Origin of the sequence: Streptomyces sp. NPDC060035 (assembly GCF_042736635.1) — a bacterium.
Taxonomy (GTDB): domain Bacteria; phylum Actinomycetota; class Actinomycetes; order Streptomycetales; family Streptomycetaceae; genus Streptomyces.
Genome location: NZ_JBHWVO010000009.1, coordinates 161,161 through 184,583 on the forward strand (window position 1 = coordinate 161,161; position 23,423 = coordinate 184,583).

Below are 23,423 nucleotides of genomic sequence, written 5' to 3' on the forward strand. Positions count from 1 at the left end.
GGACCGGCTGATGCGCCGTCAATCGCTGACCCGTGCGGGGTCAGTCGGCGATGAGTCCCTCCCTGAGCTGGGTGAGCGTCCGGGTCAGCAGCCGTGAGACATGCATCTGCGAGATGCCGACCTCCTCGCCGATCTGCGACTGGGTCATGTTGGCGAAGAAGCGCAGCATGATGATCTGCCGCTCCCGCGGGGCGAGCTTGGCCAGCAGCGGTTTCAGGGACTCGCGGTACTCGACGCCCTCCAGCGCCGCGTCCTCGTAGCCCAGGCGGTCCGCCAGCGAGCCCTCGCCGCCGTCGTCCTCGGGTGACGGGGAGTCCAGCGAGGAGGCCGTATAGGCGTTGCCGACGGCCAGGCCGTCGACCACGTCCTCCTCGGAGACCCCGAGTGCCTTGGCGAGCTCCGGCACGGTCGGCGAGCGGTCGAGCTTCTGGGCGAGCTCGTCACTGGTCTTGGTGAGGGCGAGCCGCAGTTCCTGGAGCCGGCGCGGCACCCGCACCGACCACGAGGTGTCGCGGAAGAAGCGCTTGATCTCGCCCACCACGGTCGGCATCGCGAACGTGGGGAACTCCACGCCCCGCTCGCAGTCGAACCGGTCGATCGCCTTGATCAGGCCGATCGTGCCGACCTGGACGATGTCCTCCATCGGTTCGTTACGGCTCCGGAACCGCGCCGCCGCATACCGCACGAGCGGGAGGTTGAGCTCGATGAGTGTGTCCCGCACATAGGTCCGCTCCGGACTGTCTGTTCCATCGGGGCCCGATGCGGGACCCAGTGCGGCGAGCCGCACGAACAGGGAGCGGGACAGAGTGCGGGTGTCGATGGCTTCCGACGAGCTGGTGAGCACGGCAGGTGCTGGTGCGCTCTTCGTGAGCGTGAGCACCTTCGAGCTGCCCTGTTCTGCGGACATGCCACCCCCTTGAGGTCGCGGACGGTCGCGGCGGCCACGACCATCGGAGGAACGCAGCCTCCACCTGAATACCGGCGGTAGGGCTGCGGCAAACGCGGTTCCAGCAGAATGTCACATGTCGGCAACACGCTGTAGTGACATGTCGACAAGTCAGCGGCAAAACTGACCGGAAATCAGGGGGTATGTGGCTTTTGTGCTGCTGGAACCGGTCTCTGTACGATCTACCCGTTCTGGTTACGCCTCGATCCTGTTTGCGGATCTCAGACGGGCAAAACTTCTGGCCAGAAGCCTTGACACATGCATCTGGGAGACACCGAGTTCGGCGCTGATCTGGGACTGGGTCAGATTGTTGTAGTAGCGCAGCAGCAGGATCCGCTGCTCGCGTTCGGGAAGCTGGACGAGCAGATGCCGTACCAGATCGCGGTGTTCGACCCCGGCGAGGGCCGGATCCTCGTAGCCCAGCCGGTCCAGGAGCCCCGGCAGGCCGTCGCCCTCCTGTGCGGCTTCCAGGGAGGTCGCGTGGTAGGAGCGGCCCGCCTCGATGCAGGCGAGTACCTCGTCCTCGGAGATCTTCAGCCGCTCGGCGATCTCGCCGGTCGTGGGTGAGCGCCCATGGGCGGTCGTCAGGTCCTCGGTGGCGCCGGTGACCTGGACCCAGAGCTCGTGCAGCCGCCGCGGGACGTGCACGGTCCGTACGTTGTCGCGGAAGTAGCGCTTGATCTCCCCGACCACGGTGGGCATGGCGAACGTCGGGAACTGGACGCCGCGTTCCGGGTCGAAGCGGTCGATGGCGTTGATGAGGCCGATGGTGCCGACCTGGACGACGTCCTCCATCGGCTCGTTGCGGCTGCGGAAGCGGGCCGCGGCGTACCGCACGAGGGGCAGGTTCGCCTCGATCAGGGCGGCGCGCACCCTGCAGTGTTCCGAGGTGCCCGGTTCGAGCCCCTTGAGCCGGCCGAACAGCACCTGGGTGAGCGCTCTGGTGTCCGCGCCCCGGGTCCTGGTGGGCGTGGAGGGGTCGGGCGTCTCGGTCTGGATGTCGTCCGTCTGGACGTTCTGGGGCGGGACTTGAGGCGCTGTACTGGCCGGCACGGTGTCGCCACCCCTTTGCGGTCAACTACGGTCAACTCATCCGTCAAAAGCGGTCATAGCATCACAAGACAGGTCCACTGTGTGCAAGCACCGTATAGAGTCGTGTTGAGGGCAATTCGGTTTAAACACAACGAAAAGCCCCTCTCCTGAAAGGTGAGGGGCTGCAGGGGCCGAGGGGCGGCGACGCGTCAGAACGGGTAGTCGGCAATCACCCAAGTGGCGAATTCGCGCCACTTTCCGGCCGCAGCCTGATGCGCGGGGTGCTCGATGTAGCGCTTCAGGGAGTCCTCGTCCGCGACCGCCGAGTTGATGGCGAAGTCGTAGGCGATCGGCCGGTCGGTGATGTTCCAGGCGCACTCCCAGAACTCCAGCTCGGGGATCGTCCCCTCGAGCTCCCGGAAGGCCTGTGCTCCGGCGACAACCCGCGGATCGTCCCGTTCCACGCCGTCGTTCAGCTTGAACAGGACCAGGTGGCGGATCATGGGGTTCTCCTACTTCACGAGCTCGGACATGAAGTCTCCGACGCCCTGTGCGGCGCTCGACACGCCTTCGAACCCTACTTGGACGAGATCGGCGGCCCGGGCGGGAGACGTGATGATCGTGTACAGCACGAAGACCACAATCAAGTAGAGCGCGATCTTCTTCGCTTGCACCACAGTCCCGCCTTTCCCTTTCGATCACCTGTGCAGTCGGGTGATTCTAGCCGCACGTATGGCCGTATCCGATGGCTGTTTCCGATCACTGATGTGGTCTTTAAGGACCAAGGACCCTCCGATCCGGGTCCTTTGCCCCCGGCTGCGGCTTCTGCCGCGAGGCAGGATGGGAGGTGAGCCCGCCGTTTCCAGCAGGAACGCGCGGGCCGAGGGACAGGACCTCTCCGGGGTCCGCACCGCGAGACTTCCCCCTGACCGCGGCGAGGGCCTCTGGTCCCTGTTCTCACCGGGGGAAGCGGCTTGTCCCCCCGATGCCGCTTCCCCCGACCTCGAACCTGGCGCGATGCGCGACTGTGGCCCCGGCTTCCGAGCCGGGGCCACAGTCATGTGCTGAGCGACAAACGCCCCAAGGGTCATGCGCACTGCGCCGCTTCGGTGCGAGCGGGTCGTGCGAGCGAGCCGGCCGGCCGAGCGGCTCGGCGCCAGGACGCACGTGGTCAGAGCGGCTGGAGCCGGGTGTGCAGCAGGCAGAATTCGTTGCCTTCCGGGTCCGTGAGGACGTGCCGGCTCCCGGTGCCGGTCTGGCCGACGTCGGCGGGCCTGGCGCCGAGAGCGAGCAGCCGCTCCAGCTCGGCGTCCTGGTCGCGGTCGGTGGCGCTGACGTCGATGTGCAGTCGGAGTTTCCCGGTCCGCGGTTCGCTGCTGGGGCTGAGGACGAGGGTGGGCTGCAGGCTGCCGGTGTCGGGCGGCCCGATCTCGATGCTTCCGTCGTCCTCCCGGCCGAGTTCGGCGTAGCCGAGGACCATGCTCCAGAATGCGGCGAGCCGGTCGGGGTCGGCGCAGTCGATGACCAGCTCACTGATGCGGCATGCCATGCCCGGGAGTGTACGTAGACAACCCGGGAGCCGACCGTCGGCCGCGTGCTGGAGGGCGACATCAGGCGTGGAGACGCACGACAGCAGGCTCCGGACGCAGGTTCACCGCAGCGGGCCCGACACCGTTCGGTGTCGGGCCCGCTGGGCGGTCAGGGCGTGGGCCGGGGTGATTGGCCGGCACACAGCCTCATGCGTCAGGCGTGGGAGCCGGCCTTGCGACGGCGTACGACGAACACCGCGCCCGCGCCGATCGCCAGGGCCGCGCCGCTCGCGAGGGCGAGCTGCGACGTCGCGGAGGACGAGCCCGTGGCGGCGAGACTGCCGCTCACGGGACTGGCCGACGCGCCGCTCAGCGGCTTGAGGGCCGAGGTGTTCGGCTCGGTCGTGCTGGGCTTGGCGTCGTCGACCTTGCCGGGCTCGGTGCCCGCGGCGGCGATCAGGAACTCGTAGCCCTCGAGGTCCGGGGTCCCGCCGCAGGTGCCGTTGTCGTTGAAGTAGTCACCGGCGACGAAGGTGACGCCGTTGCCCGCGGGGGCCGAGGCGTCGATCGTGAGGCGCATCTTGACGTCGGTGTGGGCGCCGGCCTTCAGCGGGCTGATGGCGTCCATGTAGTGCTCGTTGTCGACGGTCTCCCACGTCGAGGACGAGGTGGACGACCACTGCAGGTGCACCAGGTCGTCGATGTCGTTGAGCCCGCTCCGGTCGGTCGCGTGGACGTAGGCGAAGGGAAGCACCTCGTCCATCGTCCTGTCGGTGCCGTTGGTCACCCGGAGATTGAAGCTGACCTTCGTGCCGGCGACGACGGTGGACGGCAGACCCGTGACGACCGTGGTGAGCTCGGTCTCGGGGACGCAGGCCTCGTCGTCCTCACCCTCCTCGGCCTCCTCCTCCTTCGCCTGGGCCAGCGCCTCGTCGGCGGCGGTCTTGTCGGCGAGCGCTGCCTTGGTGGCCTTCTGCGCCTCGCCTATGGCCCGGGCTGCGGCGACCCGCGCGTCGTCACGCGCGTCATCGGCTTCCACGACCTCGGCGTCGGCGGCGGCCTTGGCACCGGCGGCGGTTGCGGCTGCGCTCTCCGCCTCGGTGAGAGTCGTCGCCGCGGCGCTCTTCTCCTCCTCGGTGGCCGTCTCCGGAAGGGCGTCGACCGCCGCCTGGGCGTCGACGACCGCCTGGTCGGCCTCGGTCTTGGCGGTATCGGCCAAGGCCGCAGCGGTCTCGGCCGCCTTGGCCGCCGCGGTCAGCGGATGGGTGTCGGAATCGAACGCTCTCAGGGCCGCGTAGGCGGCGCTCTCGGCCGCTACGGCGTCGTCGTACGCCGCCTTCGCTGCGGCGGCGGCCTTTTCCAGCTCCGCGATGGACGGCTTCTCCTGCGTCTGCGCTGCCGGCTTGTCGTCGGCGAACGCGGGGGTGACCGACAGCAGGAGGGCAGGCGTGGTCACTGCGGCGGCAACAGCTGTGGCAAGAATCCGGCGAATCTTCACAAGAGCCCTTCGGGGTCCGAAAAAGAGAAGAAGGGGTCGCAGCGGAATGGGACACGCGGACGCGACTTGAGGTGATCGTATGGCCGGGGCAACGGTCGACCGTCACGTTTTCTTCACCTGTTCCGGCCGGCACCACAACGCCGGGACAGACAGAAATGACGAAAGGGTGCAGTTGCTTTCACTGCCTGCGCTTTCACTGTGAGGAACGCCACATGATCATGGGAGCGGCGTTCTGTGCCCCTCCGGCGACACTCCACCGGGCGAGCGCATGTGCCTCGGCGTGCGGCCGCCCTGTCGCCGGAGCGCGAGGGCGTCCGGCCCGACGACGACGTCGGCGCCGCCGGGGCTCTCGTACCGGCCGACTGGGACGGAAACCGAGACGGAACGCAGTGAAGGGGCAGACCCGAACGGGTCTGCCCCTTCATCCATCTGCGGTAGCGGAGGGATTTGAACCCTCGGTGAGTTTCCCCACACTCGCTTTCGAGGCGAGCTCCTTCGGCCGCTCGGACACGCTACCGAGAGAGAGCTTAGACCATCCCGGGCCATGGTCGTAATCAGATTCCCGCCGCCCCGCCGGAGTGTGTGCGCGGCAGGGTCAGCGCTCCCGGAAGAAGGCCGTCAGCTGGGCCGCGCAGGCGTCCTCCAGCACTCCGTGGATCACCTCGGGGCGGTGGTTGAGCCGACGGTCCCGTACGACGTCCCAGAGCGAACCGGCGGCGCCGGCCTTCTCGTCCCGTGCCCCGTAGACCACGCGGCCGATCCGGGACTGCACGAGGGCGCCCGCGCACATGGTGCAGGGCTCCAGGGTGACCACCAGCGTGCAGCCGGTCAGCCGCCAGGCGCCGAGAGCCTCGGCGGCGCGGCGCAGCGCGAGCACCTCGGCGTGCGCGGTCGGGTCGCCCGTCGCCTCGCGTTCGTTGTGGCCGGTGGCGAGCAGGGCGCCGTCCGGACCCAGGACGACGGCGCCGACCGGCACATCGCCGGCCAGCGCCGCCTGCGCGGCCTCGTGAAGGGCATGGCGCATGGGTGCCTGCCACGGGTCCCGTACGGGATCGGGGGGAGGCGGTGAGGAGGGCTGGGGTGGTGGTGCGTTCACCCGCGGACCCTAACGGACGGCCTCCAGGACCTCGGCCGCGCCGAGCACGTCCGCGATCTCCACCAGCGCGTCTGTGCGCAGGGACAGCAACTCCTTCTCGGACAGCCCGAGATCGGCAAGGATCCCGAGTTCGCCGAGCGGCCCCGCCGGTACGGCGTCGGGGTCGGGGTCCAGGTCGAGTTCGGCGACAGCGGCGCCGGCCGGGCCGTCAACGCTGTCCTTGGCTTTGTCCGGTTCGCCGTCCTCCGTACCGTCGAGGTCCACGAGTTCCTCGAGTGCGGCGATCTCGTCCTCGGCCCCCGGTTCGCGGCCGAGCAGTTCATCGGTGAGCAGGATCTCCCCGTACGAGGAGCGGGCGGCGGCGGACGCGTCCGAGATGTAGATACGGGGGTCCTCCTCACCGTCCACCCGGACGACGCCGAACCAGGCGTCCTCCTGCTCGATGTAGACCAGGACCGTGTCCTCGTCCACCGAGGCCTCGCGGGCCAGATCTGTCAGGTCTGACAGGGTTTCCACATCGTCGAGCTCTGTATCGCTCGCTTCCCACCCGTCTTCGGTGCGCGCGAGCAGTGCGGCGAAGTACACCGTGACTCTCCCACTGGTCATAGGCGAATCGGTCCGACGGGAGGGCAGACGGTCTTCCGGCTGCTCTGGGCCCCGCCCAATCGGCATCGTGGCAGAAACGAGCGCGAAGCGAGACGTCTTCGACCGTTGCGTCGGCCATCAGTTCCACAAGCTCCTGCTCGGAGGCGGTCTCCTTGCCGGCGTCCCGGGAAGGGCGCGGCGGCCCCGGTGGCAGGCGATCACCAGCGGAACGTGCGCATCCGCATCTGTTGGCGCATACGGGCCGCGCGGGCCCGGCGCGGCTGGACACGGTCGCGGAGCTGCTTCGCCTCATGGAGCTCACGGAGGAACTGGACCCGGCGCCTCCGGCGCGCCGCGTCACTCTCCTGCGCGTCCGGCACGTTCTCCTGTGTCTCGGGCAGGTCGCGCGCGTCGCGTCCGGCCTGCCGCTGTTTCCGCTGCTCCCCATCGGACAATCGACACACCACCCCAAAGCCTGGGTCCGTATGCCCCCACCTTCCCCCCGAACAGGTGCTTGATGCCAGTGCAGACGTGCGGGAAGCTCGTCCGGGGCCCGGCTACTGTGGACGGCATGCGGATCCACGTCGTCGACCACCCGCTGGTGGCGCACAAACTCACCACGCTGCGCGACAAGCGCACCGACTCCCCGACCTTCCGGCGGCTCGCCGACGAACTGGTCACTCTCCTCGCGTACGAGGCCACCAGGGATGTGCGGACCGAGCAGGTCGACATCGAGACCCCGGTGACCTCCACGACCGGCGTGAAGCTGTCGTACCCGCGGCCCCTGGTCGTGCCGATCCTGCGCGCCGGCCTCGGCATGCTGGACGGCATGGTGCGGCTGCTCCCGACCGCCGAGGTCGGCTTCCTGGGCATGATCCGCAACGAGGAGACGCTCCAGGCGGAGACGTATGCGACACGGATGCCCGAGGACCTCTCGGGGCGTCAGGTCTACGTCCTGGACCCGATGCTGGCCACCGGCGGCACGCTGGTCGCGGCCATCAGGGAACTGATCAAGCGCGGCGCGGACGATGTCACCGCGGTCGTGCTGCTCGCGGCGCCCGAGGGCGTCGAGGTGATGGAGCGTGAGCTGGCCGGCGCGCCGGTCACGGTGGTCACCGCCTCGGTCGACGAGCGGCTCAACGAGAGCGGCTACATCGTGCCGGGGCTCGGCGACGCCGGTGACCGGATGTACGGCACCGTCGACTGACGCGGCCGCCCGCTTGTCAGCAGGAGGACGGAGCCGGGGCGGGCTTCGTCAGAGCGGCGAGTGCCGAGGAAGCCGCCGCAGGCGGGCTGAACGCCGTGAACTTCGAACCGATGATCAGATCGACGTCCGCCGTCCGGCGGGCGTCGGTCTTCCGTACGGCCCCGGGCAGCTGCGTACCGAGCACCGGGAAGGAGCCGTTCGCCGCCGCCGGGGCGCCGAGCAGCAGTGCGGTGCCCGGCACCTTCTTGTCGTATGCGGCCGTGGCGTTGCCCACCTTGCCGATGGTGAAGCCGCGCTTCTTCAGTTCGTCGGCGGCGGCCTTGGCCAGCCCGCCGCGCGGCGTCGCGTTGTAGATGTTGACCTTGATGGTGGCCGGCTTCGGGAGCGTCCTGGTGGGTACCGAAGCCGTCGGTGAGGGGCAGGCCTTCGTGCGCTCGGCCGCGTTCGCCCGTCCGTCGCCACCGGTGAAGACGTCGATGAGCTGCAGCGTGCCCCATCCGGCCAGCCCGAGGGCCGCCACGCCAGCGACAGCCGACAGGACCAGCCTGCGGCGATGACGGGGGCGGCGCATACGGGGATAGGTGTTGCCCGTGATGCGGTACTTTCCGCCCATGCCCGGAGGGGTCAGCATGCTCATGGGCGCAGCGTAGTGCGACCTGGTGATGATGCCTACTAAACGATCAACAGATGGCACCCGTATGTGCATAAAAGCACTCGAAAGGCCCGAAATGAGCCACGGGTGGGAGTGGCGCGGTCAGCCGAGGTCGAGAACGCGCGCGTGCAGGACCTGGCGCTGCTGCAGGGCGGCGCGCACGGCGCGGTGCAGCCCGTCCTCGAGGTAGAGGTCGCCGTGCCACTTCACGACGTGGGCGAACAGGTCGCCGTAGAACGTGGAGTCCTCGGCGAGCAGGGTCTCGAGGTCCAGCTGTCCCTTGGTGGTCACGAGCTGGTCGAGGCGGACCGGGCGCGGCGCGACATCCGCCCACTGTCGGGTGCTTTCCCGGCCGTGGTCGGGATATGGCCGCCCATTTCCGATGCGCTTGAAGATCACACGGAAAGCCTACCGGGCAAGGGCCTCCGGGCGCAGCCATGGGAGGGTACTGCGATGCTTGGCAAAACGCCATCAATCGGGTGAAATCGGAACAACGGCAGTAGGCCGTGCGGCTGATTCGCTCGAAAGGGGTGGGCATCGTCTTCGTCACGCAGACACCGATGAATGTCCCCGCAGAGGGGCTGGGCCGGCTCGGCAACCGGGTGCAGCACGCGCTGCGCGCATCCACCCCGGACGACGCGAAGTCGCTGAGGGCGACAGTGAAGACCTTCCCCGACTCCCCGTACGACCTGGAGGAACTGCTGACCCGGTGAAGGGGGCCTCGTTGTGCGGGCGTTACGCCGGGGCCGTGGCCCGTGAGTCCGCGTACGAGAAGCTCGCGGTGGGCCAGGAGGAGTCCGGGCCGACCGGGACGGGGCGGACCGCGCGGCCGTGGAGTCGGGGCGCCCACGGAGCAGAAGTCGAGGGCCCGCTGGTCCGGCACGTGGTGGGGAGCAGCATGTTCACGTCCCTGGCCCGGTCCGTCGGGACGCAGGTAGGGCGGGAGATCTGGCGGTCGCGCATCGGCACGTCACGCCGCAGGCGGTGAGTGGGGTCCTGCGCCTGCGGCGTGACGTGCCGGGTTCCGTTACCCGGTGACTCCGTGCGCGTGGCCCTCGCGCAGCCCGCCGCTGCTGCTCGGCTCACCGGTCCTGGGGGCGGACGGGACAGGGCGGGTCAGGGAACGCAGGTCGTAGGCGTAGGTGCCCACGGCATTGGCGATCACGTCGATGTTGGTGTCGAAGTGCGCCATGTCGACGTTGTCCAGATCGTCGCAGGCCGCGTGGTAGCACGGGTCGTACGCGATGCCGGCCGTGCCGCCGAACGCCTTTGCCTGGTCGGCCGTCTTGATGCCCTCGGCGCCCGTGTCCGTACCGCCGGACGGGATGCCGGCCTCGATGAACGGCCCGTAGTCGGAGCGTCCGGTGAAGTCCGTGCCGGTGTGGGGTTTGGCCTTCCCGTCCAGGAACTCGTTTATGTCGCGCTCCAGTTGGGCTGAGCCCTCGGGGCCGGGGCCCTCGCCCGCACCGTCGGAGTCGTCGCCGTCGAAGACGAACTGCACGCCGTTCGGCGAGGCGATCATGTCGAAGTTGAGGTACAGCGCGACCTGCTTGCGCTGCGCCTCGGAGAGCTTCGCGACGTATGCCTCCGAGCCCAGCAGACCGTTCTCCTCCGCCGACCACCAGGCGAACCGCACCTTGTTGGCGGGCTGCTTGTGGGACTTGGCAAGTTCCAGGGCGACTTCGAGGAGGCCGGCCGAGCCGGATCCGTTGTCGTTGATGCCGGGGCCGTCGGTGACCGAGTCGAGGTGTGCGCCGAGCATGACGGTCTTCGCCGGGTTACCGCGCCGGGTCTCCGCGACGACGTTGCGGGTGGTGCGCTCCTCCTGGAGCTCGCGGATCTCGAAGTCGACCGTCACCTCACCCTTGGCCAGGTCGGCGACGAGCTTCTCGCCCTCCGCCCGGACGAGTCCGCCGGTGGGGATCTTCCCCGACTCGACGCCCCCGAGAGTGCCGGAGAGCACGCCTTCGGTGTTGTTGTAGATCACCGCGCCGACCGCGCCCGCAACGCCTGCCGCTGCCTGCTTCTCGGCGAAGGAGCAGCCGCCGCGCTTGATCAGCGCGATCTTGCCCGTGAAGGTCGCGGAGGCGTAGTCGGCCGCCTCGCAGCCGGTGGTGTCGTCGGCGGGAACGGCGACGAGAGCCGCTCGGACTCCGCCCACCTCCGTGGACTTCGTGTACGTCATCGCCCTGATGGAGATGTCACGGGGCGTGGGCGAGACCACGGAGAGCTTCTCGGCCAGGGCCTCGGTGTAGACGAAGTCGAAGGCCTGGTAGCCGACCTGGTAACCGGCCTTCCGGAGCTGCCGGTAGACATGGGCGGCGGAGGCGTCGTGTCCCAGGGAGCCGGCCGCGCGGTGGCCGTCCGCCGAGTCGGCTATCGCCTGGAACTGCTCCAGATGCCGGTAGGCGTCCTTCGCGGACGAGTTCTTGACCAGGGTCCGCGACAGCTTGGCGGCATCCCCGGCCGGGTCGTGGGGCGCGTGGCCATGGTGCGGGGACGCGGCGAGGAGGAACGGTGTGGCCAAAGCGGTGGCGGCCACAACCGCCATGGCTCTGCGACGAGTTGCGTGCACAGGAGTCCTTCCGATGCGAACGGATGTGCAGGAAAGCTAGCGAGTGGTCCGGCATCTGTGAACCGCCGACGCCGGTCGTGATCGCTGGTGTGGCTGGTTCGTGATCACTTAGCCCGTCCCGCCGCCTTCGCCGCTTTGGCCGCCGCCTTCGCTTCCTGCTTGTACGCACGCACCTCGGCGAGCGAGTCGGGTCCGGTGATATCGGCGACGGAGCGGTGCGAGCCCGCCTCCCCGTACGGTCCTGCGGCCTCCCGCCATCCCGTCGGGCGGACGTCGAACTGCTTGCCGAGCAGCGCCAGGAAGATCTGCGCCTTCTGGGTGCCGAACCCGGGCAGCGCGTTGAGCCGTTTCAGTAGCTCCGCCCCCGTCCCGGCGCCTTCCCAGACGGCGCTCGCCTCTCCGCCGTACTCCGCCACCAGGAACTGGCAGAGTTGCTGCACCCGCGTGGCCATGGAGCCGGGATAGCGGTGCAGGGCGGGTTTTGCGGTGAAGAGCTCGGTGAACGCCTCCGGGTCGTAAGCGGCGATCTCCTGCGCGTCCAGGTCGTCCGAGCCCATGCGCCCGGCCAGGGTGAACGGGCCGGTGAACGCCCACTCCATAGGAACCTGCTGGTCCAGCAGCATGCCGACGAGGGCTGCCAGCGGACTGCGCCCGAGGAGCTCGTCCGCGTCGGACTGCTGGGCGATCCGCACCGTGACGTCCTTGCCGTCATTGCTCTTGCTCATATCTTCGATGATCGCGAGAGCGGCGGGGATCGGCGAGTCCAGCGATGCCGGGCGGGGCAGGGTCGTTCCGGCGCGGGTGGTCCGGAGAATGCGCGGAGTGGCGATGTCACATTCCCGTGGGTGCCGTCCATTCTTCGAAGCATGAACGCCAACGAGAAGCTGACCATTGCCGTTGCCGGTGGAACCGGGACGCTGGGCCGGGGAGTCGCCGGCTCGCTGCGCTCGCGCGGCCACCTGGTGCGGGTGCTCAGCCGTCGGTCGCAGGAGTACCGCGTCGACCTGACCACGGGAGAGGGGCTGGGCAGGGCGCTGGCCGGCTGTGACGTCGTGGTCGACGCGAGCAACAGCACCTCCCCGAGGAGTGCGGCGCAGACGCTCGTCGAGGGTTCGCGGCGCCTGTTGGCCGCCGAGGAGGCCGCCGGGGTCCGCCACCACGTCTGTGTCTCCATCGTCGGCTGCGAGCGCGTTCCGTTCGGGTACTACAGGGCGAAGGTCGCGCAGGAGCGGGTGGTGGAGGCGGGGCCGGTGGGCTGGACCCTGGTGCGGGCGACGCAGTTCCACGAACTGGTGGCCGGAGTGTTCACGCCGATGGCCCGCTTCGGAGTGCTGATCCTGCCCAGGATGCCCCTGCGGACCGTGGCGTCCGCGGAGGTGGCCGTGGCGGTGGCCGATGCCGCCGAGGGGCCCGCGCTCCGGGGCCGCATCGAGGTGGCCGGGCCCGAGACCACCGATATCCGGGATCTCGCCCGGCAGTGGCGTTCGGTCACCGGCAGCCGCGCGCGGATGGTGCCGTTGGCGCTGCCGGGCGCGGCGGGCCGGGCTGTGCGGTCGGGTGCACTCATCACGGACCGGCCGGACGTGACGGGCACGACGACGTTCGCGGCCTGGCTCCAGGAGCGCAAGCGCCGGGGCTGAGGGCCGAGGGGCAGCAGGGTGTCAGGGCAGCAGGCGGGCGGCGCGCATCTGCAGGTAGCGGACCTCTGGTGCGCTGAGGGTGCGGCCGGCCGCCAGCCGGTAGGCGGCCCGCGCCCCTTCACGGTCTCCGGCCTTCTCCAGCAGATGGGCCCGTACAGCGTCCAGCCGGTGGTTCCCGGCCAGCCGGTCGTTCAGCGCGTCCACTTCCACCAGCCCGGCCCGTGGGCCGTGCACCATGGCGACGGCCACCGCGCGGCCGAGCCCGGCCATGGGGTCCGGGGCGCGGTCCACGAGGATGTCGTACAGGGCGAGGATCTGCGGCCAGTCGGTGTCCTCGGCGCGTTCCGCCCCGCTGTGCAGCGCCGCGATCGCCGCCTGCAGCTGGTAGGCCCCGGCGGGACCCTCGGACAGCGCCTCCTCCACCAGAGCGGCGCCCTCCGCGATCGCGGCACGGTCCCAACGGGTGCGGTCCTGCTCGTCGAGCGGGATCAGTTCCCCGTCCGGGCCGCTGCGGGCCGCACTGCGGGCCTCGGTGAGCAGCATCAGCGCCAGCAGGCCGGTCACCCGGCCCTCCCTGGGCAGGAGCCCCCGTACGGAACGGGTCAGCCGGATCGCCTCGCGGGCGAGGTCGGCGCGGTGCAGATCACTGCCGGAGGTCGCCGTGTACCCCTCGTTGAAGATCAGGTAGAGCACCTGGAGCACGGTGGCGAGCCGTAGATCGCGGTCGGCCGGGCCCGGCCGGCGGAACGGCGTGCCCCGGATCCTCTGTTTGGCCCGGCTGATCCGCTGGGCCATCGTCGCCTCGGGGACCAGATGGGCCCGGGCGATCTCGGCCGTGGTGAGGCCGCCCACGGCGCGCAGGGTGAGCGCGATCTGTGCGGCGGGAGTCAGCTCCGGGTGGCAGCAGAGGAAGAGCAGGGTGAGGGTGTCGTCCTCGGACGGGGCCCGGCTCTCCCCGGGCTGTGGGGCGGTGAACGCGTCCCGCGGGGTGAGCGCCGCCGCCGTCTTCTCGCGCCGGTGCCGGGCGGAGTCGCTGCGCAGCTGGTCGGTCAGCCGTCGGGACGCGATCCTGATGAGCCAGCCGCGCGGGTTGTCGGGCAGCCCCTGCTCCGGCCACTGCTGTGCTGCTGCGAGAAGTGCTTCCTGCACGGAGTCCTCGGCGGCGTCGAAGTGTCCGTAGCGGCGCACGAGAGCACCGAGGACCTGCGGCGCGTGCCGGCGCAGCAGGTCCTCGATGTCCGTCGTCCTACGGGTCACTCGTCACCTCTGACCAGGCGGTTCCTCAGGCGCCGCCGCCCGAGTCGATCGGACGGATCACCACGGGGTAATCGGGAGCGCCCTCGGGCTGGGGGCAGAGCGCGATGCGTGCCGCGATCTCGGTCACCCGCTCCAGGCTCTCGCAGTCGAGCACCCAGTACCCGGCGAGCAGCTCCTTGGTCTCCCCGTACGGACCGTCGGAGATCACCGGCTGCCCGTCGGCGCCCGCGCTCACGAAACGGGTCTGCGCGGGCTCGACCAGTCCGTTGGCCTCCACCATCTCACCGGACTCGGCGAGGTCGTTGTTGATGCCTTCCATGAAGGCGAACATCGCCTTCACGTCCTTCTCGTTCCAGGCCGGGCTGTTCGCGGACGCCTTGCCGCCCATCGCCTCGTAGTCGGCCTGCGATCCCTGCACCATCACGAGGTACTTCATGATTCGCTCCCTCGGCTGCTGTGCTGCCCCCTTGCGGGCAACTCTCACAGGGGACGTCGGAGCCGTGGGCGGGTTCTCGACACCACGCGGAAGGTTTTCCGGAATCACTCCAGCAGGTGCGATCCGGCAAGCAGACGGCCGGACTGTGTGCCGTGCCGCGGCGGATCCGGCCCGTGGCGACGAAAGTCCCTGGCCCTGCAGCGAACGCACCGTCGCGCGGTCGACGTTCGTCAGGGCGCGGACGAGCTTCGGGGTGAGGAAGACGTTCACGAGGCATAGGAGGGGGCGGCGGCGATCTGCAGGGGGGAGGAGAGGTAGTACTGGTGGCGGACGCCGTCCGGCCCCGAGCGTCCGGCCCCGAGCGTCCGGCCCCGAGCGCCCGGCCCCGAGCGCCCGGCCCCGAGCGCCCGGCCGCGGCGGCCGGGCACCCGACCTGGCCGGGCTGCCGACCGGGCCGGACAGTAGAGTTCGGCAGCGTCATCCCCCCGAACACCGAGGTACCGGCCGTGTCCCCCGCACCATCCGAACCGCCCGCCCCGCAGCTCGCGCCCGCCGTGAGCGTTGTGGGTATCGGTGCCGACGGATGGGCGGGCCTGCCGGACACGGCACGCTCCGCGCTCCTGGACGCCGAGGTACTGATCGGCGGTGAGCGCCAACTGCGGCTGCTCCCGCCCGACTGCGGCGGCCGGCGCGTGCCCTGGCCGTCGCCGCTGCGGCCCGCCGTACGCGGCCTGCTCGCCGCCCATGGGGGGAACAGGATCGCCGTACTGGCCAGCGGTGATCCCATGTTCTACGGCATCGGCCGGGCCCTCACCGAGGAACTGGGCGCAGGGACGCTGCATGTCCTGCCGCACCCGTCGTCGATCTCCTACGCCTGCGCCCGGCTCGGCTGGCCGCTGGAGGACACCGAGGTCGTCACCCTGGTGGGCCGCCCCGCGGCCCGGCTGGCCGCAGCCCTGTACGACGGGCGTCGGCTGCTCGTCCTCAGCGCCGACGCCGACACTCCGGCCGCCGTGGCCGCCCTGCTGCGGGAGCACGGCTTCGGACCCAGCCGGATGCGGGTGCTCGAACAGCTCGGCGGTGAGCTCGAGGACTGCGTGGAAGGCACCGCGGACACCTGGGCACGTGAGCCCGGAGACCCCCTCAACGTCATCGCCGTCGAGTGCCGCTCCACCCCGGACGCCCTGCGCATCGGCGCGGTACCGGGTCTGCCCGACGAGGCGTACGAGCACGACGGCCAGCTCACGAAGCGCCACGTACGGGCCGCCACGCTCGGCGTACTCGCGCCCGCGCCCGGTGAACTCCTCTGGGACATCGGTGGCGGCTCCGGATCGATCGCCGTCGAATGGCTGCGGACCCACCCGTCCTGTCGTGCGGTGACCGTGGAGCGCGACCCGGTGCGGGCGCAGCGCATCGCCCGTAACGCGGACCGGCTCGGCGTCCCTGCCCTGCGCGTGGTCACCGGCCGGGCACCGGACGCCCTGGCCGGACTGCCCGTACCCGACGCCGTGTTCATCGGCGGCGGGCTCACCGTGCCCGGCCTGCTCGACGCCTGCTGGGACGCGCTGCCTCCGGGCGGCCGGCTGGTCGCCAACACGGTCACGCTGGAGTCGGAGGCGCTGCTCGCCGAGCGGTACCGGGTGCACGGCGGCGACCTGGTGCGGCTTGCGGTGGCCCACGCGGTGCCCGTCGGCGGGTTCACGGGGTGGCGCCAGGCGATGCCCGTCACACAGTGGTCCGTATGCAAAGCCTCCCCCGACTCATACGCCTCAGGAGACAACAGATGACCGTGCACTTCATCGGTGCGGGCCCCGGCGCCGCAGACCTGATCACGGTGCGCGGCGCGCGTATTCTCGCCGCCAGTCCCGTCTGCCTGTACGCGGGCAGCCTGGTGCCGCGCGAGCTGCTCGCCGAATGCCCCCCGGACGCCCGGCTCGTGGACACCGCCGACCTGGACATCGACCAGATCACCGCCGAACTGGTCCGTGCCCACGCGGACGGTCACGACGTCGCCCGGCTGCACTCCGGCGACCCCTCGGTCTTCAGCGCGGTCAACGAGCAGATGCGGCGGCTCGACGAGGCGGGCGTGCCGTACGACGTCGTGCCCGGGGTGCCCGCGTTCGCCGCGGCGGCGGCTGCGCTGAAGCGGGAGCTGACGGTGCCCACGGTCGGCCAGACCGTCATCCTCACCCGGATCGCCCAGCGCGCGACCGCGATGCCCGAGGGAGAGGACCTGGCCACGCTGGGCCGCAGCGGCGCGCTGATCGTGCTGCACCTCGCGGCGCGGTACGTGGACCGGGTGGTCGATGAGCTGCTGCCGCACTACGGGGCCGACTGTCCTGCCGCCGTGGTGGCCATGGCCTCGCGCCCGGACGAGATCATCCTGCGCGGATCGCTGGACTCCATCGCGGAGCAGGTCAAGGCGGCGGGGGTGATCCGCACTGCGGTGATCATGGTGGGCCGGACGCTGGGCGCGGAGCAGTTCCGCGACAGCCACCTCTACTCGCCGGCCCGGGACCGCCACACCTGCTGACCGCGCGCCGGGCCCCGCCCGCCCGCTCGTGGGCCGCCTCAGGCCCGTCCGGCGAGCACCAGAGGTCCCGACGTCACCGCACCTCGCTCCGTCCCACCACCGTCCCGGCGCGGTCGATGCAGATCACGTCCACCGCCACGGGTGCCCCCCGCAGCACGGACAGCGCCTGGTCCCGCGCGGCCACGGCCACCAGGTCGCCCAGCGGCACACCGGCCGCCGCGCACAACTGCAGCGCGGCAAGGCCGGTGTTGGCGACCTCGATCTCCGCCGCAAGCTCCTCGCTCGCGCCGCCCTGCCGTGCCAGCCCGGCCAGGAAGGGCTTGTCGACCTGGGAGCGGCCCGAGTGCAGGTCCAGGTGACCCGCGGCGAGCTTGGACAGCTTGGCGAACCCGCCGCAGACCGTCAGCCGCTCCACCGGATGCCGGCGCACGTACTTCAGCACCGCCCCCGCGAAGTCCCCCATGTCCAGGAGGGCGATCTCCGGCAGCCCGTACTCGGTCACCACCGTCTTCTCCGAGGTCGAGCCCGTGCACCCCGCCACATGGGTGTGCCCGGCTGCCCGTGCGACGTCCACCCCGCGGCGGATCGAGTCGATCCAGGCCGAGCAGGAGTACGGCACCACGACGCCCGTCGTACCCAGGATCGAGATCCCGCCCAGGATGCCCAGGCGAATGTTCCACGTGAAACGTGCGATCTCCTCGCCGTCGTCCACCGAGACCGTGATCTCGACGTCACCCGTGCCCCCGTGCTCAGCCGCCACCCGCGCCATGTGGTCCCGCATCATCTGCCGGGGCACGGGGTTGATCGCGGGCTCCCCGACGTCGAGCGGCAGCCCCGGGAGCGTCACCGTCCCCACGCCGGGCCCGGCCCGGAACGCCACCCCGGACCCCGGCGGGAGCAGCCGCACGGTGGCCCGAACCAGTGCACCGTGCGTCACATCCGGGTCGTCACCCGCATCCTTGACCACTCCCGCTGTGGCCTGCCCGTCGGTGAGCTCCTCCACCGCGAGCGCGAAGGCCGGGGTCTGGCCCCTGGGCAGAGTGATGGTCACGGGATCGGGGAATTCTCCGGTCAGCAGGGCGGTGTACGCGGCCGTTGCCGCAGCGGTCGCACAGGCGCCGGTCGTCCATCCGGGCCGCAGACCGGTGTGCTTGAGTTGAGCGGTGCGCCCGCCCTGCGCCTCACTGCTCATGGATGGACCGATCCGATGCCTCTGCACGTACTCGTCCTCGGCGGCACGACGGAGGCCCGCCTGCTCGCGGAATCCCTGGTGGCCCCGGACGGACTGCCCGCCGGGGCCCGGGTGACCAGCTCGCTCGCGGGTCGCGTCGGCCGTCCGAAACTTCCGCCCGGTGAGGTGCGCATCGGTGGATTCGGCGGAGCCGACGGCATGGCCGCATGGCTCCGGGCGCATCGAGTGGATGCGGTCATCGACGCCACCCATCCTTTCGCCGGGAAGATCAGTTTCAACGCGGCCGCAGCCGCCGCCGCAGTCCATGTTCCCCTGCTGGCACTTCGCCGGCCCGGCTGGGTGCCCTCGGAGGGCGACCGGTGGCATTCGGCCGACTCACTGGCGGGGGCAGCCGGGCTTCTCCCGGGACTGGGCCGGCGGATCTTTCTCACAACGGGCCGGATGGGTCTCGCCGCATTCGCCGGTCTGGACGGGCTGTGGTTCCTGATGCGTTCGGTGGACGCTCCCGATGCGCCGTATCCGGCGCGGATGGAGACGCTGCTGGACCGGGGGCCGTTCACGCTGGAGAGGGAGCGGGAGCTGATCCGCCGCCATCGCATCGATGTTCTCGTCACGAAGGACAGCGGCGGCGAGGCGACCGCCCCCAAGCTCACCGCCGCCCGCGAGGCAGGCATCCCGGTGGTCGTGGTCCGGCGGCCACCGGTACCGGGAGGCGTGCCGGTGGCCGGGACCCCCGGGGAGGCCGTCGCTTGGCTGCGCAGCCAAGCGGGACCGGCGTCCTAGACGCCCGTACGGCCGTCGATCCGTTCGCGTACAAGATCGGCGTCGCCGCAGTGGCGGGCGTACTCGCCGACCATGTGCGTGCAGATCCAGCGCAGGGTGACCTGCCCGCCCGTGAAGGGGCTGGTGTCATCGAGTGCGCGGGCTGCGCAGTTCTCCCGCGCCCGGCCGATCTCGGCCTGCCATACGGGCAGCGCCTCCTCGTACGTCGCTCCGTCGGCCAGGTCGAAACCGCCGTCGGTGGCTTCGGGGTCGGCACCGGGGGTGAACATCGGCGGCACGTCCTCCTGGGCCAGGACCCGGCGGAACCAGTTCCGCTCGACCTCCGCGAGGTGCTGGACGGAGCTGGACTCCCGGACCGGGCAGAGCTTCACCGAACGCTTCGAGAGCAGGAACTTCCGGATCGGCGGCACCGGCCAGGGCCCCTTCTCCCGCTACGGCTCGACATCACCGGCAACGGGGGCGCGGACGAGATACAGCTCTCCGGTGTGCGGTTCGCCGGAACCACCGCCGACGATTTCAGCGGCTACTACCAGCGGTACAACGAGGGCCCCATCGGGTACCGGGGCACGGCCCTCGCCGCTCCGGAGGACTCCGTCGCGGAGCCGGAGCGGGAGACGGCGGCCGGCCTCGCCGCGGAACTGGAGCAGGCGGCCCGCAGCCTGGCCGAGTCGGCCCGGTCCGTCGGAAGGCTGTCCGACCGGGTCCGGGACCGCTGACCCCGCCGCGGCCCGGACCCCGCCGCGGCCCGGACCCCGCCGCGGCCCGGACCCCGCCGCGGCCCGGACCCCGCCGAGGTCCGCACGCCGCCCGGGCCTGGCGCCGCCGGGTTCAGCCCCGCGGCCTCGTTCAGCTCTCCGGATACCGCCTCGGCGTCCAGACGATCTGCCGGCCGTCGCCCCGCCGCACCCACCGGGTCTGCGAGGAACCCACGATCAGGATCGTCCGCATGTCGACCTCGGCCGGGTCGAGATCGGCCAGGCGCACCGTACGCACGCTCTCCGCGGGGCCGCCGACATCGCGCCCGAGCACCACGGGCGTGTCCGGGGAGCGGTGCTCCAGCAGCAGGTCGCGGGCCTTGCCGACCTGCCAGGTCCGGCTGCGTGAACCGGGGTTGTACAGCGCCATCACCAGATCGGCCGTGGCCGCCGCACGCAGCCGCTCGGCGATGACCTCCCACGGCTTGAGCCGGTCCGAGAGCGAGAGGGTGGCGTAGTCGTGGCCCAGCGGAGCCCCCGCTCGGGCGGCGGCGGCATTGGCCGCGGTCACCCCGGGCAGCACCCGTACCGCGATGTCCGTGTACGCGTCCTGCGAGGCCACTTCCAGCACGGCCGTCGCCATGGCGAAGACCCCCGGGTCGCCGCCCGACACCACGGCCACCCGCCGCCCACGCCGCGCCAGATCCAGAGCGAACTCCGCCCGCTCCGACTCGACCTTGTTGTCGGAGCCGTGCCGCTGCTGTCCGGGACGCACAGGCACCCGGTCCAGGTAGGTCGTGTAGCCGACGACGTCGTCGGCGGCGGCCAGTGCCCCGCGCGTCTCGGGTGTCAGCCACAACGGTCCGGCGGGTCCGGTACCCACCACGACGACCTCGCCGGAACCGGCTGCCCGTTCGGGGCGGGGCGCGTCGATCCGGCTCGGCAACACCGCGACCGCGAAGTACGGCACCGAGTCCGCGTCGGTGTCGGCCAGGTCGCCGGTGCGCTCCCCGGCCATCGTGGCGCGCTCGACGTAACGCGCCTCGGCCAGCCGCCCGGACGCCTCGAACGCACGGCGCACGGCGGGAAACGTGCGGCCCAGTTTCATCACCACCGCGGAGTCGGTGGCCGCCAGACGCGCCGTCAGTTCCTCCTCCGGCAACGTGCCCGGCAGGATCGTCAGCACCTCCTCGCCCTCGACGAGCGGGGTGCCTAGACGGGCGGCGGCGGCGCTGACCGAGGTGACACCCGGGATGACCTCGGTGGCGTAACGGTCTGCGAGCCGCTTGTGCATGTGCTGGTACGAGCCGTAGAACAGCGGGTCGCCCTCGGCGAGCACGGCGACCGTGCGTCCCGCGTCGAGATGCACCGCGAGGCGGGCCGCGGCCTCGGTGTAGAACTCGTCCAGCGCGCCCCGGTAGCCGCCCGGATGGTCGGTGGTCTCCGTCGTGACGGGGTAGACCAGCGCCTCTTCGATGTGGTCGGCGCGGATGTGCTGCGCCGCGATGGAACGGGCGATGGACCGGCCGTGCCGGGCGGAGTGGTAGGCCACGACATCGGCCTCACCGATGACCTGCACGGCTCGTACGGTCATCAGGGACGGGTCGCCGGGGCCGAGCCCGACCCCGTACAGCCGTCCGGTCTTCCTGTGCTCGCTCACGCTCATTCTTCCTCGCTGGCGATCGCGTTGATGGCGGCCGCCGCGATGGCGCTGCCGCCGCGCCGGCCGCGCACGATCAGGTGCTCGAGGCCGGACGGGTGGGCGGCCAGGGCATCCTTGGACTCGGCGGCACCGATGAAGCCGACCGGCACACCGATGACGGCGGCGGGGCGCGGGGCGCCCTCCTCGATCATCTCCAGGAGCCGGAAGAGCGCGGTGGGTGCGTTGCCGACGGCGACGACCGCCCCCTCCATCCGGTCGCGCCACAGTTCCAGCGCGGCGGCGCTGCGGGTGGTGCCCAGCTTCGCGGCCAGCTCCGGAACGGCCGGGTCGGACAGGGTGCACACGACCTCGTTGGCCGCGGGCAGCCGCTTACGGGTGACACCGCTGGCGACCATGGCCACGTCGCACAGGATGGGTGCACCGGACCGCAGTGCCGCGCGGGCGTCGGCCACGGCGTCCGGGGAGAAGGCGAGATCGCGTACGAGGTCGACCATGCCGCAGGCGTGGATCATGCGGACGGCGACCTGGCTCACATCGGCGGGCAGCCCTGCCAGATCCGCCTCCGCGCGGATGGTGGCGAAGGACTGGCGGTAGATCGCCGGTCCGTCCTTCTCGTACTGATGCACAGTGCTGTCGCTTTCTTCATCGGGTTGGTGGCCGGCGGCCAGACACAGGTGAACGGGGTGATGCACGGTCAGGTGCGTGGGCTTCGCGCCGCTGCCACCGCGGCGGCGAGCGCTGCAGGGTTGTTGCGGACCGTCGCCGTGGCGTCTCTCCGGTCCCCCGTCACGTGGGAGATCCGGTGTCCGTCCGGGGTGGCGACCACGTCGATCCATTCCCCGTGCGGATGGCCGCACCGGCGTTCGCACCCGGACCAGTACACAGGCAGCCGTCCCGCGGGTCCGACGGCGGCCCCCGCTTCGGCCCGCACGTCGGCCAGCGACTTGGCACAGCCGGGCCGTCCGATACAGGCCCCGACACCGGCCCACGGCGATCCGGGCCCGGTGATCAGACCGGCCTCCGAGAGGCCGGCGAGCAGGTCGTCCGCGTGATCCGGCGCGACTCCGGTGACGACGACGCCGCGCCACGGGGTGAGCCGCAGTTCGCCGGCGCTCGACAGGAGCCGCCAGTGATTCCGGTCCAGGCGTCCCAGCGGTACGCCGACGGACAGCGCGACGTCGCGGTGGCGGCCGTGTACGGGGCCGAGGGCCGGCCGGAGGGATGCGCGAGGGCGGGGGTGACGGTCCGTCGACACGGCGGTACCGGTCTGCCGCAATCGTCGTACGACATCGTCGGCCAGTGCGGCGGCGCCGTCCGGCAGGTCCTTCACCCGCCAGGCGTCGGGTTCCGTGGCGGCGTCCAGAAATGCTTCGGCGGCCAGGAGTGCGGCGCGGGGCCCGTCGGCGGCCGGGACACGCAGGACGGTGTCCGTGTCCCCGACGCGCAGCATCGCATCGCCGTCGTCACGGGCCAGCAGAGTGAGGTCGGCGCCGAGGGCGTCCACGTCACCGCGGCCGTCGTCGAGTGCGAACAGGAACCGGCCGGAGAGCGCGGCCGCACGGTCGCTTCCGCACAGCAGCCGGTCCAGTCCGGTCAGCCACGGTCCGACGTCCGCGGCCCCGAGACCGTCGAGCCCGGCCAAGGGGGAGGCGACGATGTTGCGTACCCGCTCGTGGCGTTCGGAGGGCAGCAGCCCGGCCCGGCTCAGCAGCCCGGCCAACTCCGCACCGCAGTCCGGGGCGAGCCCGCGCAGCTGCACATTGCCGCGCGAGGTGAGATGCAACTCACCGTCGCCGAGTCGCCCGGCGGCTTCCCCAAGCGCGTCCGCCCGCCCGACGGTCAGCACCCCGCCGGGTATGCGGACCCGCGCCAGCGCACCGTCGTCCGCCCGGTGCAGACGCAGTGTTCCGGGGCAGGCATCACCGCCCGGAGACCGGGGCGGGACGGCGGATGGGGGCATGGCGGCGAGCATACCGACCGTGACCGCAGCACAGCCCTACGGTCACTGTGACCTGCAGGACACCCACCGGGGCGGACCCGGAACCCGGGCGCGGACCCGGAACCCGGGCGCGGACCCGGAACCCGGACCGGAACCCGAACCGGA

Annotated in this window: 26 protein-coding genes, 1 tRNA gene and 1 pseudogene; 7 read left to right on the top strand and 21 right to left on the bottom strand. The window is 71.2% G+C overall.

Going from position 1 to position 23,423, the window contains the following annotated elements; all coding sequences use genetic code 11:
• Positions 1-40 precede the first annotated feature (40 nt).
• From ACFWBQ_RS16890 to ACFWBQ_RS16935, 10 genes are all read right to left on the bottom strand, one after another.
• Positions 41-907 carry an RNA polymerase sigma factor SigF gene (locus tag ACFWBQ_RS16890; protein WP_385488925.1) on the bottom strand — a complete coding sequence of 289 codons (867 nt, stop codon included), beginning with the start codon at positions 905-907 and terminating at the stop codon, positions 41-43.
• Positions 908-1,141: 234 nt separating this feature from the next.
• Entirely contained in the window at positions 1,142-1,999 is an 858-nt protein-coding gene (locus ACFWBQ_RS16895; protein WP_385488927.1) for an RNA polymerase sigma factor SigF, read from the bottom strand.
• A gap of 188 nt (positions 2,000-2,187) precedes the next feature.
• Entirely contained in the window at positions 2,188-2,481 is a 294-nt protein-coding gene (locus ACFWBQ_RS16900) for a Dabb family protein (RefSeq protein ID WP_385488930.1), read from the bottom strand.
• A 9-nt stretch (positions 2,482-2,490) separates the two neighbouring features.
• Positions 2,491-2,655: a hypothetical protein gene (locus ACFWBQ_RS16905; RefSeq protein WP_164494166.1), complete on the bottom strand. Its 165-nt coding sequence runs from the start codon at positions 2,653-2,655 to the stop codon at positions 2,491-2,493.
• 494 nt (positions 2,656-3,149) lie between these two features.
• Positions 3,150-3,527: a VOC family protein gene (locus ACFWBQ_RS16910; RefSeq protein WP_385488934.1), complete on the bottom strand. Its 378-nt coding sequence runs from the start codon at positions 3,525-3,527 to the stop codon at positions 3,150-3,152.
• A 194-nt stretch (positions 3,528-3,721) separates the two neighbouring features.
• Positions 3,722-5,005, bottom strand: coding sequence for an LAETG motif-containing sortase-dependent surface protein (locus ACFWBQ_RS16915; RefSeq protein ID WP_385488937.1), 1,284 nt, complete (start codon positions 5,003-5,005; stop codon positions 3,722-3,724).
• 432 nt (positions 5,006-5,437) lie between these two features.
• Positions 5,438-5,522 (bottom strand) — tRNA-Ser (locus ACFWBQ_RS16920).
• 78 nt (positions 5,523-5,600) lie between these two features.
• Positions 5,601-6,029 (bottom strand): tRNA adenosine(34) deaminase TadA, encoded by a 429-nt coding sequence (gene tadA, locus ACFWBQ_RS16925; RefSeq protein WP_385489168.1) that lies wholly within the window; start codon positions 6,027-6,029, stop codon positions 5,601-5,603.
• An 81-nt stretch (positions 6,030-6,110) separates the two neighbouring features.
• Positions 6,111-6,686, bottom strand: coding sequence for a hypothetical protein (locus ACFWBQ_RS16930; RefSeq protein ID WP_385489171.1), 576 nt, complete (start codon positions 6,684-6,686; stop codon positions 6,111-6,113).
• A 218-nt stretch (positions 6,687-6,904) separates the two neighbouring features.
• Complete coding sequence (locus ACFWBQ_RS16935) at positions 6,905-7,141, bottom strand: hypothetical protein (protein WP_385488940.1); 237 nt, start codon at positions 7,139-7,141, stop codon at positions 6,905-6,907.
• 116 nt (positions 7,142-7,257) lie between these two features.
• Here ACFWBQ_RS16935 and upp point away from each other — a divergent pair, with 116 nt between their 5' ends.
• A complete protein-coding gene (upp, locus tag ACFWBQ_RS16940) occupies positions 7,258-7,893 on the top strand; it encodes a uracil phosphoribosyltransferase (RefSeq protein WP_385488943.1) in 636 nt (211 codons plus the stop codon).
• Between the two features lie 16 nt (positions 7,894-7,909).
• Here the strand turns inward: upp and ACFWBQ_RS16945 are convergent, their stop codons facing one another.
• Together ACFWBQ_RS16945 and ACFWBQ_RS16950 are read right to left on the bottom strand one after the other, a co-directional pair.
• Positions 7,910-8,506, bottom strand: coding sequence for a LytR C-terminal domain-containing protein (locus ACFWBQ_RS16945; protein ID WP_385489173.1), 597 nt, complete (start codon positions 8,504-8,506; stop codon positions 7,910-7,912).
• Between the two features lie 141 nt (positions 8,507-8,647).
• Positions 8,648-8,944 carry a type II toxin-antitoxin system VapB family antitoxin gene (locus ACFWBQ_RS16950; RefSeq protein ID WP_385488945.1) on the bottom strand — a complete coding sequence of 99 codons (297 nt, stop codon included), beginning with the start codon at positions 8,942-8,944 and terminating at the stop codon, positions 8,648-8,650.
• Between the two features lie 107 nt (positions 8,945-9,051).
• Here ACFWBQ_RS16950 and ACFWBQ_RS16955 point away from each other — a divergent pair.
• A pseudogene (locus ACFWBQ_RS16955) lies at positions 9,052-9,533 on the top strand (helicase HerA-like domain-containing protein); the annotation flags it as partial.
• A gap of 39 nt (positions 9,534-9,572) precedes the next feature.
• Here ACFWBQ_RS16955 and ACFWBQ_RS16960 read toward each other — a convergent pair.
• Together ACFWBQ_RS16960 and ACFWBQ_RS16965 are read right to left on the bottom strand one after the other, a co-directional pair.
• Positions 9,573-11,096 (bottom strand): M20/M25/M40 family metallo-hydrolase, encoded by a 1,524-nt coding sequence (locus tag ACFWBQ_RS16960; protein ID WP_385489176.1) that lies wholly within the window; start codon positions 11,094-11,096, stop codon positions 9,573-9,575.
• Positions 11,097-11,224: 128 nt separating this feature from the next.
• Complete coding sequence (locus tag ACFWBQ_RS16965; RefSeq protein ID WP_385488948.1) at positions 11,225-11,845, bottom strand: HhH-GPD-type base excision DNA repair protein; 621 nt, start codon at positions 11,843-11,845, stop codon at positions 11,225-11,227.
• Positions 11,846-11,986: 141 nt separating this feature from the next.
• On the opposite strand from ACFWBQ_RS16965, the gene ACFWBQ_RS16970 reads away from it, so the two are divergent.
• A complete protein-coding gene (locus ACFWBQ_RS16970; protein ID WP_385488952.1) occupies positions 11,987-12,760 on the top strand; it encodes an SDR family oxidoreductase in 774 nt (257 codons plus the stop codon).
• A 21-nt stretch (positions 12,761-12,781) separates the two neighbouring features.
• On the opposite strand, the gene ACFWBQ_RS16975 is transcribed toward ACFWBQ_RS16970, so the two are convergent.
• Together ACFWBQ_RS16975 and ACFWBQ_RS16980 are read right to left on the bottom strand one after the other, a co-directional pair.
• Positions 12,782-14,017 carry an RNA polymerase sigma factor gene (locus ACFWBQ_RS16975; protein WP_385488955.1) on the bottom strand — a complete coding sequence of 412 codons (1,236 nt, stop codon included), beginning with the start codon at positions 14,015-14,017 and terminating at the stop codon, positions 12,782-12,784.
• Between the two features lie 25 nt (positions 14,018-14,042).
• Complete coding sequence (locus ACFWBQ_RS16980) at positions 14,043-14,453, bottom strand: YciI family protein (protein ID WP_385488958.1); 411 nt, start codon at positions 14,451-14,453, stop codon at positions 14,043-14,045.
• Positions 14,454-14,959: 506 nt separating this feature from the next.
• Between ACFWBQ_RS16980 and cbiE the strand changes: the two genes are divergently transcribed.
• Complete coding sequence (cbiE, locus tag ACFWBQ_RS16985) at positions 14,960-16,240, top strand: precorrin-6y C5,15-methyltransferase (decarboxylating) subunit CbiE (RefSeq protein WP_385488961.1); 1,281 nt, start codon at positions 14,960-14,962, stop codon at positions 16,238-16,240.
• On the top strand, positions 16,237-16,986 hold the full coding sequence (cobM, locus tag ACFWBQ_RS16990; protein WP_383183105.1) for a precorrin-4 C(11)-methyltransferase: 750 nt from the start codon (positions 16,237-16,239) through the stop codon (positions 16,984-16,986). The genes cbiE and cobM overlap by 4 nt, the downstream gene beginning before the upstream one ends.
• A 73-nt stretch (positions 16,987-17,059) precedes the next feature.
• Here the strand turns inward: cobM and ACFWBQ_RS16995 are convergent, their stop codons facing one another.
• On the bottom strand, positions 17,060-18,178 hold the full coding sequence (locus ACFWBQ_RS16995; RefSeq protein ID WP_385488963.1) for a cobalt-precorrin-5B (C(1))-methyltransferase: 1,119 nt from the start codon (positions 18,176-18,178) through the stop codon (positions 17,060-17,062).
• Between the two features lie 15 nt (positions 18,179-18,193).
• Between ACFWBQ_RS16995 and ACFWBQ_RS17000 the strand changes: the two genes are divergently transcribed.
• Positions 18,194-18,961, top strand: coding sequence for a cobalt-precorrin-6A reductase (locus tag ACFWBQ_RS17000; RefSeq protein WP_385488966.1), 768 nt, complete (start codon positions 18,194-18,196; stop codon positions 18,959-18,961).
• Here the strand turns inward: ACFWBQ_RS17000 and ACFWBQ_RS17005 are convergent.
• The gene (locus ACFWBQ_RS17005; protein WP_385489179.1) at positions 18,958-19,350 is read right to left on the bottom strand and encodes a DinB family protein; all 393 of its coding nucleotides are present in this window, start codon (positions 19,348-19,350) and stop codon (positions 18,958-18,960) included. The genes ACFWBQ_RS17000 and ACFWBQ_RS17005 overlap by 4 nt on opposite strands.
• A gap of 96 nt (positions 19,351-19,446) precedes the next feature.
• Between ACFWBQ_RS17005 and ACFWBQ_RS17010 the strand changes: the two genes are divergently transcribed.
• A complete protein-coding gene (locus ACFWBQ_RS17010; protein ID WP_385488968.1) occupies positions 19,447-19,677 on the top strand; it encodes a hypothetical protein in 231 nt (76 codons plus the stop codon).
• 130 nt (positions 19,678-19,807) lie between these two features.
• Here the strand turns inward: ACFWBQ_RS17010 and ACFWBQ_RS17015 are convergent, their stop codons facing one another.
• From ACFWBQ_RS17015 to ACFWBQ_RS17025, 3 genes are all read right to left on the bottom strand, one after another.
• Positions 19,808-21,322: a precorrin-2 C(20)-methyltransferase gene (locus tag ACFWBQ_RS17015; protein ID WP_385488971.1), complete on the bottom strand. Its 1,515-nt coding sequence runs from the start codon at positions 21,320-21,322 to the stop codon at positions 19,808-19,810.
• The gene (locus ACFWBQ_RS17020) at positions 21,319-21,945 is read right to left on the bottom strand and encodes a precorrin-8X methylmutase (RefSeq protein ID WP_385488973.1); all 627 of its coding nucleotides are present in this window, start codon (positions 21,943-21,945) and stop codon (positions 21,319-21,321) included. The genes ACFWBQ_RS17015 and ACFWBQ_RS17020 overlap by 4 nt, the downstream gene beginning before the upstream one ends.
• Before the next feature lie 68 nt (positions 21,946-22,013).
• Positions 22,014-23,291, bottom strand: a complete 1,278-nt coding sequence (locus ACFWBQ_RS17025; protein WP_385488976.1) for a cobalamin biosynthesis protein CobG — start codon at positions 23,289-23,291, stop codon at positions 22,014-22,016.
• Between the last annotated feature and the right edge of the window lie 132 nt (positions 23,292-23,423).

What these genes read in the sequence shown, in the direction of transcription:
- ACFWBQ_RS16945 (WP_385489173.1), bottom strand. Translation starts at nt 8,506, where the DNA reads ATGGGCGGAAAGTACCGCATCACGGGCAACACCTATCCCCGTATGCGC.
- ACFWBQ_RS16900 (WP_385488930.1), bottom strand. Translation starts at nt 2,481, where the DNA reads ATGATCCGCCACCTGGTCCTGTTCAAGCTGAACGACGGCGTGGAACGG.
- ACFWBQ_RS16980 (WP_385488958.1), bottom strand. Translation starts at nt 14,453, where the DNA reads ATGAAGTACCTCGTGATGGTGCAGGGATCGCAGGCCGACTACGAGGCG.
- ACFWBQ_RS16910 (WP_385488934.1), bottom strand. Translation starts at nt 3,527, where the DNA reads ATGGCATGCCGCATCAGTGAGCTGGTCATCGACTGCGCCGACCCCGAC.
- ACFWBQ_RS16960 (WP_385489176.1), bottom strand. Translation starts at nt 11,096, where the DNA reads ATGGCGGTTGTGGCCGCCACCGCTTTGGCCACACCGTTCCTCCTCGCC.
- upp (WP_385488943.1), top strand. Translation starts at nt 7,258, where the DNA reads ATGCGGATCCACGTCGTCGACCACCCGCTGGTGGCGCACAAACTCACC.
- ACFWBQ_RS17000 (WP_385488966.1), top strand. Translation starts at nt 18,194, where the DNA reads ATGCCTCTGCACGTACTCGTCCTCGGCGGCACGACGGAGGCCCGCCTG.
- ACFWBQ_RS16965 (WP_385488948.1), bottom strand. Translation starts at nt 11,845, where the DNA reads ATGAGCAAGAGCAATGACGGCAAGGACGTCACGGTGCGGATCGCCCAG.
- tadA (WP_385489168.1), bottom strand. Translation starts at nt 6,029, where the DNA reads ATGCGCCATGCCCTTCACGAGGCCGCGCAGGCGGCGCTGGCCGGCGAT.
- ACFWBQ_RS17025 (WP_385488976.1), bottom strand. Translation starts at nt 23,291, where the DNA reads ATGCTCGCCGCCATGCCCCCATCCGCCGTCCCGCCCCGGTCTCCGGGC.
- ACFWBQ_RS17015 (WP_385488971.1), bottom strand. Translation starts at nt 21,322, where the DNA reads ATGAGCGTGAGCGAGCACAGGAAGACCGGACGGCTGTACGGGGTCGGG.
- cobM (WP_383183105.1), top strand. Translation starts at nt 16,237, where the DNA reads ATGACCGTGCACTTCATCGGTGCGGGCCCCGGCGCCGCAGACCTGATC.
- ACFWBQ_RS16995 (WP_385488963.1), bottom strand. Translation starts at nt 18,178, where the DNA reads ATGAGCAGTGAGGCGCAGGGCGGGCGCACCGCTCAACTCAAGCACACC.
- ACFWBQ_RS16890 (WP_385488925.1), bottom strand. Translation starts at nt 907, where the DNA reads ATGTCCGCAGAACAGGGCAGCTCGAAGGTGCTCACGCTCACGAAGAGC.
- ACFWBQ_RS16970 (WP_385488952.1), top strand. Translation starts at nt 11,987, where the DNA reads ATGAACGCCAACGAGAAGCTGACCATTGCCGTTGCCGGTGGAACCGGG.